Raw genomic sequence first — 14,762 nt, 5'->3', positions numbered from 1 at the left:
GAAAACCGACTCAGCGCCACGAAAAGAACCTGCTGCCTGTTTCCGTCAGCCCGGAACGCCCTTGCTGGTCGAATATTCGAAATGCAGGGCTGTGTCGGGGTGGACGATGGCATGGATGGCATGGGCTGCCATGGCGCCTTCGGAGAAACCCTGAAGGATCAGCTTCAGCTTGCCCGGATAGGTCGCCACGTCCCCGATTGCGAAAATGCCCGGCGTGCTGCTCTCGAGCGTGGCCGGGGTGACGGGGACGGTATTGCGATGGGTATCCAGTCCCCAGAGCGCGATCGGTCCCAGATCGGTGGACAGGCCATAGAACGGCAGAAGTGTATCGGCCTCGATATGGCGGGATGTGCCTTCAAGGGTTGTGACTTCCACGGTGGAAAGCACGCCGTCCGTACCGTGCAGGGCATGAAGCTGATAGGGCACGACCTTTTCGATCTTCCCGGCCGCAATCTGCTGCTCAATGCGTGACAGCGTCTCGGGTGCGCCACGGAAGCGGTCCCGGCGATGCAGCAGATAGACCTGGGCGGCTACCTCGGAGAGAGACAGCGCCCAGTCCAGCGCGGAATCGCCGCCGCCTGCGACCACGACGCGCTTGCCAGTGAAGTCCGCGCGCTTTTTGACGTAATACTGCACCGCTCCCGTGCGCTCATAGGCTTCAAGCCCGTCGAGCGGCGGACGGTTCGGCCCGAACGCACCGGCACCAGCGGCGATGATGACGGCCTTCGCGTTGATGACGTCGCCGCGCGCGGTTTTCAGTGTGAAATCCCCGCGATGGCCTTCCAGCGTCTCGACCCGCGAGCCCAGCAGGCGCGGCACGTCGAAGGGTGCGATCTGCTGCTCAAGAGCCTCGATCAGCGCGCCGCCTTCGATGGCGGGATGGGCCGGGATGTCGTAGATCGGTTTTTCCGGGTAGAGCGCAGCACATTGTCCGCCTACGCTGTCGAGTGCGTCGATCAGGACGCAGGACAGTTTGAGCATGCCACATTCGAACGCGGCGAAGAGAGCGGTCGGACCGGCGCCGACAATCGCGACATCGGTGTTGAGGGTCTGAGATGCAGTCGTCATGATCTGTTTCATAATCGGTTTGAAGGGCTTGGGGTAGGGCATTGAACGTACGATATACGTTTGTAATTCAGGACCTGAAGGGCTTCGGCGGGACGGAGCGCTCGGCCTGTGCCGTCATGAACGGACTGGTGCGCCGAGGCAGTGATGTGCGGCTGGTGGAACTGGTCAATGTAGGCGATCCGGCCTTTTCGCTGTCGCCCGAAATCCCTGTCTCGTCCCTGTTTGACCGACCCGTAAAGATTTTCAATTCCTGGTTCCGGATTGTTTGGCGCCTGTCGCGGTTTCTGAAGCGGGAGCGGATCGACACGCTGGTGGTCGTGGAGTCGACCCATGCGCTTTACGGCGTGGCGGCTGCAAAACTGGCAGGCGTGCGCTGCGTGGTGTGGGAGCATTTCAACTTCAACGTGACGCTGAACCGCCGCAAACGTGTCTGGGGACGGCAGATTGCTGCGCGCTGGGCTGATGATGTGGTTGTCCTGACGCAGCGGGACACAGCATTGTGGCGTGAGGGCGCAACAGTTCGGGCGCGGCTCACGGCCATTCCGAACATGGCGCCCGCTGTGACGGAGCGCTCCTATCCTTCTGAGTCCCGTCTGGTTCTGGCGGCAGGTCGTCTGACCGAACAGAAAGGTTATGACCTGCTGCTTCAGGCCTGGCGGATTGTGAAGCAGGATTCGCGGAGCGCCGGCTGGGACCTCCTGATCCGTGGTGACGGTCCCGATCGTGAAACGCTGCTGCAACAGGCGCAGGGTCTGGACCGCGTGACGATCGCCCCTGCGACCGGAAGCATTGATGCCGACTACGCTCGTGCCGCGCTTTTCGTGGCGTCATCACGTTATGAAGGACTGCCGATGGTGCTGCTGGAAGCAATGGCGGCTGGCGTTCCGGTCGTGGCGTTCGACTGCGAGACCGGGCCGGCGGAAATCGTCCGCGATGGCGAAACCGGTTCACTGGTCCCACCCGAAGAGCCTGAGGCTCTGGCCGTGGCGCTGCTGGAACTGATGGGAAATCCGCAGCAGCGTCTGAGCATGTCGGTCAGGGCGCGGCAGCGGGCGGAGGATTTTCAGGAACCCTCTGTCATGGCGCGCTGGCAAGCCCTTCTTGAAGGCTGATTCGGACGAGTCAGAAGTCAGCCGTGACGGCGAGTCGGGCTGAAATCGGTTCCAGCGCATGACCCGTGGCACCGAACTGTGCGGCTGAGCCAGGTGTCAGGCGGTAATCATAGGCATATTGCGCGGCGTAAGCATGGGAGTTGAACATGTTGAAAATGCTTACCTCCGTCCGCAGATAGCGTGTGAAGCGGTAGCCAACATTCATGTTGACCTCCTGATACCCTTTTGAACGCAGGGCATCGTCTTCTACCAGCGGATATCCTCCGAGCCAGCGAACCTGAAGGCCGCCATACCAGTGGGTGTGGGTGTCCACGATCATTCCGAACGACCAGACAAAGGTCGGGGCGTTCGTCACATATAGGCCTCCGATACCGTAATAGGCTGGATCGCTGGTGCGGTATCGGGCATGTGCGAAAGAGAGATCGGTGTTGAATTCGAGCCAGTACAGCGGGTTGTACTGTGCCGAGAATTCCACACCTTCGCGTCGGCTGGCGGGGCCGGGGGATGTCACACCCGCATCGCCGTCATAGCTGAGCTCGGACTCGAAATCGATGATGAACACTGCCGCCTGAAGGTTCAGATGCGTGACGGGCGTCGTGCGAACGCCGATTTCTCCGCTGACGGCTGGTGTCATGATCGGCACGCTGACCGATCCCTTCGCGAATTCGTCGGCGGCGTAAGAGCCTGAAACAGAGCGGAAATCGTTGGAATGATAACCCTTGCCCGCACTCAGATAGAGTTCGGTCTTTTTCCATGGTCCGAAGATCAGGCTTCCTTTGGGCTGGAAAAGCCACTGATGCTTTTTCGTCATGCTGCCGTCGACGAGATTGTCATCCGAACCGCCCTGATAGTCTTCCCGCAGTCCGATGACGGTCCGGAACCAGGGCGTCCAGTGGGTAGTGTTACTGATGTAAAGTCCGAGCGATCCCATGCGGATATTATCGCCATTGCACAGATCCAGCGTGCCTGGCGTCAGGTTTTCCGGACAGGCGGGAAGGGTAATGCGCTGGCGGGTATGGCGACGGTCCACATAAAGGAAGTCATAACGTCCCTGCACACCCATGGTGGTTTCGGTTCGCAGCCCGGCGAGATGGTCTTCCCGCGAGAAGGAGCTTGTGCCGCCGACAGTCGTGCGCGTTTCGTCCTGCTGCTGCTGGTCCCCGTTGATGGGGTCATCAAGATAGTGGGTGAAGTCGTTCCACAGCGTCAGCCGGTTGTGACTGACATAGGCGCTGGTGAGCCATTTCCAGTTATCCGCTGCCAAGCGGTAATGTCCTGAGAGACTGTAGCGTTCGGCAAAACCGCCATCCGTCGGATCAAGCGACCCGTACTGGCCGATCATGCCGCTGTCGATCGCTTCAAGCGGCTGGTCATTGGTGGCGCGCCACTGGCCGCGATAGAACATGGCCGTCAGGTCAAAGCCGTTCAGCGCTGTGCCATGCGTGTAATGGGACATGGCGCGAATGCTGCGGGCGTTGTCCGGATAGCGCCAGGGGCCGTCACTGTGTGAGACATTGAACGCATTGACCCAGCGGTCCCCGTTCTTCAGATGCACGGTACCTCCGAAATAGGCCCGGTAATCCCCCAGTGTGCCCGCACTTAACGTCACACGGTTCGCAACATCGGAAGCCAGCTTCATGTGATCCGAGCCCGCTACGCCGAAATCGCCAATTTCCGCATGGAACGGCCCCTTGGTGTAATCGACGCCGGAGAGAAGTTCAGGGATCAGGAAGTTGAGATCCGTGTAGCCCTGGCCATGCGCGTTGCTCACGCCATTGATGGGAATGTCGTCAACAAAGGTTGCGAGATCTGTTCCGTGATCGAGGTTGAAGCCCCGGAGCAGGAACTGGTTGGCTTTGCCCTCGCCGGAATGGGATGTGACCACGAGGCCGGGAATGGCTTCAAGGATCTGCCCGATGCGGTAGGCCGGGCGGAGTTCAAGCTCCTTGGCGGTAATGGAGCCTTCACTGGCCGTATCGGCCCGGCCAGTCAGGTTGCGTCGGGAGGCCGTGACCTCGATCTTCTCGACGGTCGCGGGTTTCGGGGGCGTCTGTGGGGGCCGCTCTGACGTTTCTGCCAGTGCCTTCGTGCAGGACAGGGCGGCGGCCACGACGATGGTCAGGAAGGAGCGCCGCTGCTTCAGGGCATTGTGGAAAAATGGAAAACGGTTCTGAAAACCCTGGTCGGGCTTGCACCCCGAAGCTGACCGAAGGGTTTTTGTTCTGGTGACAAGCTGCACGCCAGATCCTCTGCTGCAAGAGCGAGGTAACCGTCAGGCGCACATCCGCGCAGTCTGGCTGCGGACAACCGGACACGACGACAGGCGACCCGCCCGGAGACCCCGCCGGTGGATGTTATGTGCCGTGGCAGGTCTCCTGGCTTGTGGGTCGTCGCGGGGGGCCTGTCTTCCCGGAACGGACTGTTCCAGTGACATCGTCGGACCATCGCTCGCCACTGACAGTTGCGGGGGCAGCGCCGGATTTGCACCGGCTTCCCTCTTCGCCTCACGCCCGGAAAGGCGTCAGGAACCATGACAATACGGACCGTTTAGGGCGGCCGGGATCCGGAAAGTCAAGCATCTAGCGGGTGGGAGTTGGATGTTCTTCAAACGTGCTTGCTGGCACGCGGCAGGAAGGCCACATTGATATCCATGCAGATACGCCTCGATGACCAGCTCGCAACCGAAACTCTGGCGGCCCTGATCGCCGATCGCTGCGCGCCCGGAGACTGCCTCGCGCTTTCGGGTGGCTTGGGGGCTGGGAAAAGCACATTCGCCCGGGCTTTCCTGCGCCATCTTGCTCACGACCCGCAGATGGACGTGCCGAGCCCGAGCTTCGCGCTCGTGCAGCCTTACGAGACGCCAAAAGGGTCGGTCCATCATTATGATTTGTGGCGTCTGGACGGTCCGGAGGCGCTGTATGAACTGGCCTGGGACGAAGCGTGTGAGGGCATCATGCTGGTCGAATGGCCGGAGCGGGCCGGGGACCTGCTGCCGGAAGGCGCGCTGCATCTCACATTTTCTCCCGGCGAGACCGAGGACGCGCGCCTTGTTGACCTGACGGGCTGGCCTGAAGACCGTCTGACGGGAGTGAACCAATGAGTGGCGTCGTCACCATTTGCGGGACGGAGCCGTTTCTGGACCGTGTGGCGCAGGAATGGCTGGAACGGGACCCGGCGGCCGGAACGGATGGTCCGGGTCTGATCCTCGTTCCCAGCCGTCGCGCGGGCCGTGCGCTGATGGAAGCCTTCCTGCGGGTTCTGGACACACAGGCCGCACTCCTGCCGCGCATCGTCGCGATCAATGACGTGGACGAGGACGCGCTGACTTCCATCGGGATCGATGTCGTTCTGCCCCCGGCCGTGGAGCCGCAACGCCGTCTGGCCGTGCTGTCGATGCTGATCCTCCAGACGCCACTCGTAAGTGTGGGCGTGGACAGTACCAAGGGGATCGATCGTGCCTGGCCGCTTGCCAAGGCGCTGGCGGATCTGATGGACGAGGCCGAACGGAGTGGCGTGGATCTGGCCGAACGTCTGCCGGATGCGGTGGAGGAACGCTTCTCAGATCACTGGCAGCAGACGCTGAAATTTCTGGAAATCGTGACTGCCATCTGGCCGAAATGGTTGGAAGAGGAGGGGCTATCCAATCCCGTGGCGCGGCAGATCGCACGCCTGAAAGCGCAGGCGCAGGCCTGGGCGGAAAAGCCGCCGCTCACGCCCGTCTGGGGTGTGGGATTCGCGGACGGGTCTGCGGCGGTGTCGGACGTTCTGGCCGTGGTGGCGCGGCTTCCTGCCGGGCTCGTGATCCTGCCGGGGGTGGATCTGGGTATGTCGGACGAGATCTGGGCTGCCCTGCCGCCATCGCATCCGCAGGCCGGTCTGAAGGAAATCCTGACGGATCTGGGCCTGTCCCGCGAGGAGCTGACGGACTGGGATGGGGGCAGGGATCGCGGACGTGAGCTGATGCTGCGCGAGGTTCTGCTGCCGGAGCAGGGCATTGCCCATTGGGGGCAGGACAGCCGCCCGCGCGATATCGCAGGTCTTTCCATTCTGCCCGCGCAGGACCAGCAGCAGGAAGCGCAGGCCATTGCCCTGATCCTGCGCGATGCCGTGTCTGAAACCGGGAAAACCTGCGCGCTCGTTACGCCCGACCGGGCTCTGGCGCAGCGTGTGGGCACCGAGCTTCTGCGCTTCGGGATCCATGCCGATGACAGTGCGGGCGAGTCCCTGTCCCAGACTCCGGCTGCCGTGTTTCTGCGCCTGATTGCGACCGCCGCCGAGGCGCGTCTGTCGCCGGTGGCGCTGCTGTCTGTTCTGAAGCACCCGCTCGCGGCTCTGGGACGCACGCCGGGAGACTGCCACGCCTCTGCCCGGCGGCTGGAACGGCTGCTGCTGCGCGGGCCAGCGCCTGCGCCGGGGATCGGCGGGCTGAAAGCCGCCCTGCGGGAATATACCGACAGGAAACATGCCCTAGATCATGGGGCCAGCGCGGATGCTCCGGATGAGCCGGAAGGTCCCGCCGCCTTCATCGCGCGCATCGAGCAGGCGTTCGATCCGCTCCTGTCCATTGCGGGCGCCATTCCCCTGCCGGAACTGCTCGAACGCCTGATCCACACGGCGGAAGCTCTGGCAGCCACTGCGGAAGAGCTGGACGCGCCGGAAGACGAACCGCGCCATCCGGGCGCGCGGTTGTGGCTGGGTGAGGATGGTGAGGCGCTGTCGCGGCATCTGGCGGCGCTGATCGTCAATACCGGCATCCTTCCGCCACAGCGCCTGACGCATTTGGACTCGTTCCTCAACACGTCCATGGCCGGGCAGATGCTGACCGGTCTGCGCGCGCATCGCGGCGGCGTGGAGCTGGCGCATCCGCGTGTCTCGATCCTTGGCGTGCTGGAAGCGCGGCTTCTGGCGTTCAATGTCGTGGTGCTGGGCGGCCTGAACGAAGGCGTCTGGCCGCCTGCGACCGATCCGGGACCCTGGCTGAGTCGCCCGATGCGTGTGCGGGTTGGTCTGCGGTCCCCGGAACGGCAGACGGGTGTGAGCGCGCATGATTTCGTTTCGACCATTCTGGCGTCGCAGGAAGCCGTGTTCGCCAGTTCGGCCCGGCGGGAAGGTGCGCCGGGCGTTCCGGCGCGCTGGATGGTGCGGATGAATGCGTTTCTTGGCGGCCGGTCGCAGAGTCTGCCGGTGCATCCCGCGCTGGACTGGCAGCGCTGTCTGGATCAGCCGCTCGCGGGGGCCGAAGCCGTTGCGCCGCCCGAACCGCGGCCGCCCGTCGCTCTGCGGCCACGGGGGCTCAGTATCACCGAGATCGAGACGTGGATGCACGACCCGTATGCGATTTACGCCAAGCATGTCCTGAAGCTTCGGGCGCTTTCGCCGCTGGAGGAAGGTGCGGAACACGCTGATTTCGGTATGATCGTGCATGATGCGATGGAACGCGTTCTGCGGGACTTCCCGGAACGCTGGCCCGCCAATGCGAGCACCATTCTGCGGCGCGTCTTTGCCGAGGAACTGGCGAAGGCCAATATGCGCCCGGCGCTTGTGAACTGGTGGGGACCGCGTCTGGCCCGGATCGCGGACTGGGTGGCGGAAAAGGAAGCCGCATACCGGCTGGAGATGGAAGAGAGCGGCCCGGCGAAGGGCCGGTTCGTGGAGGTCACGGCATCTTTCCGTCTTCAGGCGGCCTTTGCGCCGTTCGAACTGCGGGGCCGTGCGGACCGGATTGATATCGGGGCCGATGGTCTGGCGACGGTCTTTGATTACAAGACCGGGCAGCCGCCCAGCGGAAAGAATGTTGCGGAAGGCTGGTCCGTTCAGCTCGTGCTTGAAGGCGCGCTGCTGGCGAAGGGAGCTTTCAAGGATGTTCCAGCCGTGGAGACGAAGCAGCTGCTTTACTGGCATCTGACCGGCGGGGACGAGCCGGGCAAGGAAAGCGAAGTGCCTGGCTCCCGCTCCGGCACGGATGCGCCGACCCTGATCGGTGAGGCCATGGAAAAACTCCGGACCCTCGTGGACGAATACGACACGCCCGATCAGCCCTACCGTTCCCAGCCCTGGGCCGGACATGTCCCGCGCTACACCGACTATGCGCAGCTTGCCCGCGTGGATGAATGGCGCGCGGCCTATGCGGAAGGAGAGGGCGAATGAACGATATGCCGCCTGTAACGCGTCCCGTTACCCGCGATGAAGTCATAGCCGCCGCCGATCGCACGCAGCGGCAGGCCTCAGATCCGCGTGCTTCGGTGTTCGTCTCGGCCTCGGCGGGTTCGGGCAAGACCAAGCTGCTGATCGACCGTCTGCTGCGGCTCATGCTGCCGCTTTACGTCCAGACCGAGGACGGCGACACCATTCTGGCCGATGGCGCGCATCCCTCGCGCATCCTGTGCCTGACCTACACCAAGGCCGCCGCCGCCGAGATGGCCAACCGGCTTCAGCAGAAGCTCGGAAGCTGGGTGTCCCTGCCGGATGAGACGCTGGGTGCGGAGCTGGAAAGCCTCGACGTTCCCAACACGGATGAAACCCGCGCCCGTGCCCGCGCCTTGTTCCTGTGCGTGCTCGATCTGCCCGGGGGCCTGCGGATCGAGACGATCCACGCCTTCTGTCAGTCCCTGCTGCGGCGGTTTCCGTTGGAAGCCTCGGTCGATCCGCATTTCACACTGATGGAAGAGACCGACACCACGCTGGCCCTGCGTGAGGCGATGGAAGACGGGCTGGCCCGTTCGCCGGAGCTTGCTGCGGATGTTGCGGGCACGGTGGGGCTGGACAGTTTCTTTAAGCGCATCCGCACGCTGAATATGGAGGAAAGCCGCGCCCGTCCGTTGCTGGAACGCTGGGCGACCCTGCCGGACAGCGTGGTCAGTGCCTATCGCAGGGCCCTGAAAGCCGGGCAGCAGAGCCTTGAAGAGCTTGAAAGCCTCGCCTGCCGCCCTCCGAAGGAAGATGATCTGCGGGTCGGACTGCGGGACGTGCTCGGGCTTGTGACCCCTAGCGCCCGCGTCAACGTCGAACAGATGCTGGCCTGGCTCGGGACGGAACCGGCCGAGCGGGGACCTGCCGTCTGGGCGAAATGCCTGCTGACGGACAAGGGAACCGCGCGGCAGATGAACCGGATCGTCGCCAAGAAGGTGCAGGAGGCCCTTCCGGGCATTGCACCTTTGCTGGAAGACGAGGCGCAACGGCTTGTGGATCTTCAGGCCAGCCTCAAAAGCGTGCGTCTGGTGCTGCTGAACCGTGCGTTGCTCGGTCTGGCCGCACCCATGCTGACGGCGTTTCAGGACGGTAAGTCCGCCCGTGGTCTGGTGGATTACAACGATCTTATTCAGGAAACCCGCAATCTCCTGCGCGATCCGGGTGCGGCCTGGGTGCTCTACAAGCTCGATGGCGGCATCGACCATCTGTTGCTGGACGAGGTGCAGGACAATTCCGGCCTGCAATGGGAAATTGCCGGGGCGCTGACCTCCGAGTTCTTCGCGGGTGAGGGCGCGTGGGACATGGGGCCGCGTCCGCGTACCATTTTTGCGGTCGGTGATTACAAACAGTCGATTTACGGGTTTCAGGGTGCCCAGCCTGAAGAGTTTCATCGCTGGCGCACCGAGTTCGCGGACCGCGTCCGCAATGCCGGGCTGTTGTGGCGTGATCCGGAACTGAACGTTTCCTTCCGCTCGGTTCCGCCTGTCCTGTCCTTCGTGGACGCGGTGTTCTCCCAGCCTCTCGCTGCGCATGGCCTGTTGCAAGAAGGCGAAAAGACGCTCCGTCCGCATGTCTCGGCCCGTCCGGGACAGGGGGGGCGTGTGGAACTGTGGCCGCTCGTCCCCGTCGTTCAGGGCGAGGACGATGACGAGGGCCTGACGCCCTGGCGCGCGCCCTCCGCCAATACGGGACAGCGCAGCGCGCCCCAGCGTCTCGCCGAAGCGCTTGCAGAATGGATCGACCAGCAGATCGGCCGCCCACCCCAGCCGGGGCAGGCACCTCTGACCGCAGGCGATGTGCTGATCCTCGTCCCCCGGCGCTCGCCGTTCCTGCGTTCGCTGATTCGGGCTCTCAAATCGCGTAACGTGCCGGTCGCGACGCTGGTCCGGGTCGGGCTGACGCAGCAGGTCGCGGTCCGCGATCTCATGACGCTCTGCGCGGCCCTGCTCCTGCCGCAGGATGATCTGACGCTGGCTTCCGTTCTGACATCCCCGCTCGGCGGGCTGACGGACGACTCGCTGATGGCGCTCGCCACCCGCAATGGCACGGCTCATGCTCTCGGCCCGAAAGGCCAGCCGCTCTGGACCGTTCTGCGCGAACGGCATCGGGAACGCGAGGACTGGCGGGCGGCGTGGGAGATGCTCTCCACGCTTTATGCGCGCGTTGATTATGCGTCTCCGTACCGATTGCTTGCCGAAACACTGGGCCAGCATGGCGGCCGCACACGCCTGCTGCGGCGTCTGGGGCCGGAAGCGGCCGAGCCGGTGGACGAACTGCTGACGGCGGCACTGCGCTATGAAGGGCTGCACCCGCCGTCGCTTCAGGGCTTTCTGCACTGGCTCGAAGCCAGCGAGATCACCAGCAAGCGTGAGGCCGAGAGTGAGCTCGGCGCTGTTCGCGTCATGACCGTGCATGGCTCCAAGGGGCTTCAGGCCCGTCTGGTCGTCATGCCGGACACGACCTCAAAGCCCCCGCCGGGCAGCGATTTCCTGTGGGAAGAGGCGGGGGCGTTCGAACTCCCGCTCTGGGTGCCGAAAAAGGACATGGGCACGCAGGTCACGACGGCCCTGTCGGAACGGGACGCCGAAAAGTCGCGGGCGGAGAGCAACCGCCTGCTTTACGTCGCCCTGACCCGCGCCAGTGACTGGCTGGTGATCTGTGGGGCCGGGGCCAAGCGCGAGCCTGCGGATACAAGCTGGTATCGGCAGTGCGAGGCCGGGTTCCAGCAACTAGCCAATGCGCGTTCCGAGCCGATGGATCTCGGCTGGGAGGGCGAACGGCTCGTGTTGGAAGAAGCCCGGACGCTCGCTCCCGTCGCATTTCGGGGCAAAGGCGTTGAACCGCCCTGTGCGACGCTGCCGGACTGGATGGGGCGTGCTCCGGACTGGAAGCCGTTTATTGCCCTGCGCGAAGATGCCCTGACGCGCCCGCTCGCGCCCAGTCGTCCGGATGGTGCGGAGTTTGGCGAGCTTCCGGCTGCGCGCTCGCCACTGGAGCTTCTGGCTGGCCGTTCTGTGCCGGTTCGTGAACAGGCCATGCGGCGTGGCACGATGATTCATCGTCTGCTTCAGCTTCTGCCGGAAACTCCTGTTGCAGAACGCGAGGCCCTGGCTCTGCGCTGGTTGTCCCGCCGGGCGCTGGGTCTGACGGAAGAGGAAATCCAGCGTCTGGCCCAGCAGGTCATGGATGTTCTGGCTCATCCCGATCTCGCTCCGCTCTTTGCGTCCGGAAGCCGTGCGGAGCAGCCCATTTCCGGTGTCAGCAATGGGCATGTCGTACTCGGGCAGGTCGATCGTTTGCGGATCGGGGACGGGCAGATCTGGATCTGCGACTACAAGACGAACCGCAATCCGCATCTTCGGGCCGATCGCACGCCCGTCGTCTATCTGCGTCAGATGGCGGCCTATCGTGCCGTGCTGGAGCAACTTCATCCGGGCTACGACATTCACTGTTCTCTGGTCTGGACGGAAGGACCCGCCGTTGTCACACTTCCGTCCTCGCTGCTGGATCAGGCGTTGCAAAGGTCTTGATCCACATCAAAAGCCCCTTGCAGTGAGGGGCATGGCAGCCGATATCCGTTTTCAGAAACTTCATTTGCCACAAGGAACACACCCATGAGCGCAAACACCGTTGCCGTCAGCGACAGCAGCTTCGACGCAGACGTCCTGAAGTCCGAAGGTCCGGTTCTGGTTGATTTCTGGGCGGAATGGTGCGGCCCGTGCAAGATGATCGCCCCGGCGCTTGAAGAAATCGGCGCCGAGTATCAGGGCCGTCTGAAGGTTGCGAAGGTCAATATCGACTCCAACCCGGAAGCTCCGACCAAGTATGGCGTCCGCAGCATCCCGACGCTGATCGTCTTCAAGGACGGCAAGCCGGTCGCCCAGCAGATGGGTGCGCTGCCGAAGAGCCAGCTCAAGGCCTGGATCGACCAGTCCCTCTGATCGGCTCTTTTTGATCAACCCGGAAAACGGGTGAGGGAAGGACGCTCAGGGGGCGTGGTCACGATCCTGCGCTTTGTGTAGGATCGTTTCATGCGCTCGAAAGCTCCGACCTTCCCGACCCCCGTTCTCCTGACCTCCAGCGAGGAGGTGGCCCGTATCTGCGAAAAACTGCAGAACGAGCCCTTCGTGACCATCGATACGGAGTTCGTCCGGGAACGGACCTACTGGCCGGAGCTTTGCCTGGTTCAGCTCGCCGGAACGGAAGATGTCGTTCTGATCGACACGCTTGCCCCTGGCATCGGCCTGGCACCGCTCGGAGCCCTTCTGGCCAAGCCGGACTGCACCAAGGTTTTTCATGCCGCCCGGCAGGACCTTGAGATTTTCCTCCATATTTTCGATCGCCTTCCGGTCTCGGTTTTCGACACGCAGGTTGCTGCCATGGTGGCCGGTTTTGGTGATCAGGTTGGCTATGACAGTCTGGTGGGCGCGATCACCGGTCGTAGCATCGACAAGGCGCATCGCTTCAGCGACTGGTCGGCCCGTCCGCTGAGCGCGGCGCAGCTCGCTTATGCGGCGGCCGACGTGACCCATCTGCGGACTGTCTATGATGCCCTGCGCAAACAGCTTGCCGAACAGGACCGCTTGCACTGGGCCGACTCCGAACAGGCAGTCCTGACGGAAGAAAAGACGTTCCGTCCTGATCCACGTCGCCTGTGGGAAAAGCTGAAGGCCCGGACCAGCAACCGCCGGATGCTTGCCATCCTGCGTGAGGTGACGGCCTGGCGCGAACAGGAAGCGCAGAACGCCGACATTCCCCGCCAGCGCGTCATCCGCGACGAAAGCCTTCTGGAAATCGCGGCTGTCCATCCTGATACGGTCGAGGGTCTGTCGCGTATCCGTGGCGTGACCCGCGGTTTTGCCGAGGGTAAAATGGGCAAAGGGCTGCTTGAGGCCATCAGCATTGCCCAGAACCTTCCGGAGTCCGAACTTCCCAAGCCGCCTTCCAAATCCGAGCGTGCCCGACCGTCTGCTGCGCTCGTGGCGCTTCTGCGGGTTTTGCTGGCCGCCAAATGCGAGGACCATAAGGTCGCGCCCCGTCTGGTGGCGTCTTCGGATGATCTGGACCTGATTGCGCTTGGCGAAACCGATGTCGGCGCCTTGAAGGGCTGGCGTCGTGAGCTCTTCGGGCTGGACGCGCAGGCACTGGTGCGGGGCGAGATCGCACTGGCCGTCGTGAACGGTCTTGTGGAGCTTCAGCGGGTCGCGGAAACGGTCGCGTAAGAACCGCCTTCGACGCGGCGGGGAGTTTCTGGTAAGAAACTTCCCGAAGACGTTCCGGGTCAGGTGGGCCGGGACTGGAAACCAACAGCATATCGGGCCAGGCACCGAAGCGGGACAGGGAAACGAACATATGGAGTGGACGGACGAGACGATCGCCAGACTTCGCGATCTGTGGAGTCAGGGACTTTCGACCGCCGAAATCGGCCGCCAGCTCTCCATCACCAAAAATGCCGTCGTAGGCAAGGCCCATCGTCTGGGTCTCCCGCCCCGTCCGTCTCCCATTCGCAACCGCAAAGCCGCGGATGGCGAAACAGGAACGACGGAAGCTGCGCCCCGTCGCAAAAGCCCGTCCCGTGCCAAGGCAGCAGATGCTGCCGGGTCTGATCTGTTTGCAGATGGCAAAGACTCTTCTTCTGACAAGGTGGTCTCGGCCGCTACAGACAAGAAGACAGCGGAAAAGTCTGTTGCACAGGCTCAAAACACGATTTCCGCCCTACCGGAAACCACCAAGCGGACACCTCAGCCTGTTGTCGCGTCACGTCCGGCTCCTGCGGCTCCAAAGGAACCTGTGGCACCTCGTCGGGAGCCTGCAGCGGTGGCAAAGCCGGAGCCCCGTGTGGCTCCTATGCCTCGTCCCGCCATACCGCCGCGTTTTTCAACGGCCGGGATCGACCGCCCCACGCGTCGTGGTCCGTCCTGTTGCTGGCCGATCGGTGATCCGGGTACGCCGGGATTTCACTTTTGTGGTGCAACGCCGCTTTCTGGAAAACCCTACTGTGCTGAACATGCAGCCATCGCTTATGTAAAAATCCGTGATCGGCGCGACTAAAAATATCGCATAAAAAAGGCCGCCCTCCGAAAGGAGAGGCGGCCTTTTTTATGCATGAACTCCTGTGAGAGCCCATCCATCTATCAATTTTGAATAGTTGTGCGAGTAACGCCATACAGACGTCTTATTCACTTCCAGCTGACAGAAGCGACTGCTCACAGCTGCCTTATGTCCAGGAACGTCCCGAGACTAAGGAAATATCCAAGTTTCTGAAAAGAAAGGGAAAATGGTGCTGCTGGACAGGATTGAACTGTCGACCTCTCCCTTACCAAGGGAGTGCTCTACCACTGAGCTACAGCAGCGTACCGTTGCCTTGGCGCGCTTCGTAACGGGTCAGCGCGC

At 63.0% G+C, this 14,762-nt stretch carries 9 protein-coding genes, 1 tRNA gene and 1 riboswitch; of the genes, 7 read left to right on the top strand and 3 right to left on the bottom strand.

Features of this window, described 5'->3' with window-relative positions; genetic code table 11:
• Positions 1 to 45: 45 nt before the first annotated feature.
• On the bottom strand, positions 46 to 1,068 hold the full coding sequence (locus JK202_RS00640) for an NAD(P)/FAD-dependent oxidoreductase (RefSeq protein WP_211557053.1): 1,023 nt from the start codon (positions 1,066 to 1,068) through the stop codon (positions 46 to 48).
• Positions 1,069 to 1,109: 41 nt separating this feature from the next.
• On the opposite strand from JK202_RS00640, the gene JK202_RS00635 reads away from it, so the two are divergent.
• Entirely contained in the window at positions 1,110 to 2,180 is a 1,071-nt protein-coding gene (locus tag JK202_RS00635) for a glycosyltransferase family 4 protein (protein ID WP_211557052.1), read from the top strand.
• Positions 2,181 to 2,190: 10 nt separating this feature from the next.
• Here JK202_RS00635 and JK202_RS00630 read toward each other — a convergent pair whose 3' ends face one another.
• Positions 2,191 to 4,419 carry a TonB-dependent receptor plug domain-containing protein gene (locus JK202_RS00630; RefSeq protein WP_211557050.1) on the bottom strand — a complete coding sequence of 743 codons (2,229 nt, stop codon included), beginning with the start codon at positions 4,417 to 4,419 and terminating at the stop codon, positions 2,191 to 2,193.
• A 108-nt stretch (positions 4,420 to 4,527) separates the two neighbouring features.
• Positions 4,528 to 4,728, bottom strand: a riboswitch (cobalamin riboswitch).
• Between the two features lie 102 nt (positions 4,729 to 4,830).
• Between JK202_RS00630 and tsaE the strand changes: the two genes are divergently transcribed.
• The 6 genes from tsaE (at position 4,831) to JK202_RS00600 (ending at position 14,420) form a co-directional block, all read left to right on the top strand.
• Positions 4,831 to 5,280, top strand: a complete 450-nt coding sequence (tsaE, locus tag JK202_RS00625) for a tRNA (adenosine(37)-N6)-threonylcarbamoyltransferase complex ATPase subunit type 1 TsaE (RefSeq protein WP_211557048.1) — start codon at positions 4,831 to 4,833, stop codon at positions 5,278 to 5,280.
• The gene (gene addB, locus JK202_RS00620; RefSeq protein WP_211557046.1) at positions 5,277 to 8,327 is read left to right on the top strand and encodes a double-strand break repair protein AddB; all 3,051 of its coding nucleotides are present in this window, start codon (positions 5,277 to 5,279) and stop codon (positions 8,325 to 8,327) included. Before tsaE ends, addB begins: the two co-directional genes overlap by 4 nt.
• On the top strand, positions 8,324 to 11,899 hold the full coding sequence (addA, locus tag JK202_RS00615) for a double-strand break repair helicase AddA (RefSeq protein ID WP_211557044.1): 3,576 nt from the start codon (positions 8,324 to 8,326) through the stop codon (positions 11,897 to 11,899). Before addB ends, addA begins: the two co-directional genes overlap by 4 nt.
• A gap of 84 nt (positions 11,900 to 11,983) precedes the next feature.
• Positions 11,984 to 12,310, top strand: a complete 327-nt coding sequence (gene trxA, locus JK202_RS00610) for a thioredoxin TrxA (protein WP_062029874.1) — start codon at positions 11,984 to 11,986, stop codon at positions 12,308 to 12,310.
• A 90-nt stretch (positions 12,311 to 12,400) separates the two neighbouring features.
• Entirely contained in the window at positions 12,401 to 13,591 is a 1,191-nt protein-coding gene (rnd, locus tag JK202_RS00605; protein WP_211557043.1) for a ribonuclease D, read from the top strand.
• Positions 13,592 to 13,721: 130 nt separating this feature from the next.
• Complete coding sequence (locus JK202_RS00600; RefSeq protein WP_211557041.1) at positions 13,722 to 14,420, top strand: GcrA family cell cycle regulator; 699 nt, start codon at positions 13,722 to 13,724, stop codon at positions 14,418 to 14,420.
• Positions 14,421 to 14,647: 227 nt separating this feature from the next.
• Here the strand turns inward: JK202_RS00600 and JK202_RS00595 are convergent.
• Positions 14,648 to 14,722 (bottom strand) — tRNA-Thr (locus tag JK202_RS00595).
• Positions 14,723 to 14,762 lie beyond the last annotated feature (40 nt).

Origin of the sequence: Gluconobacter sp. Dm-62 (assembly GCF_018256155.1) — a bacterium.
Taxonomy (GTDB): Bacteria; Pseudomonadota; Alphaproteobacteria; order Acetobacterales; family Acetobacteraceae; genus Gluconobacter.
The sequence above is the reverse complement of the archived record's forward strand: the minus strand, read 5'-3'. Positions and strand labels throughout refer to the sequence as shown.

Bases quoted from the DNA above. Each gene is read 5' to 3' on its own strand.
- trxA (WP_062029874.1), top strand. From the start codon at position 11,984: ATGAGCGCAAACACCGTTGCCGTCAGCGACAGCAGCTTCGACGCAGAC.
- addA (WP_211557044.1), top strand. From the start codon at position 8,324: ATGAACGATATGCCGCCTGTAACGCGTCCCGTTACCCGCGATGAAGTC.
- rnd (WP_211557043.1), top strand. From the start codon at position 12,401: ATGCGCTCGAAAGCTCCGACCTTCCCGACCCCCGTTCTCCTGACCTCC.
- JK202_RS00600 (WP_211557041.1), top strand. From the start codon at position 13,722: ATGGAGTGGACGGACGAGACGATCGCCAGACTTCGCGATCTGTGGAGT.
- addB (WP_211557046.1), top strand. From the start codon at position 5,277: ATGAGTGGCGTCGTCACCATTTGCGGGACGGAGCCGTTTCTGGACCGT.
- tsaE (WP_211557048.1), top strand. From the start codon at position 4,831: ATGCAGATACGCCTCGATGACCAGCTCGCAACCGAAACTCTGGCGGCC.
- JK202_RS00640 (WP_211557053.1), bottom strand. From the start codon at position 1,068: ATGACGACTGCATCTCAGACCCTCAACACCGATGTCGCGATTGTCGGC.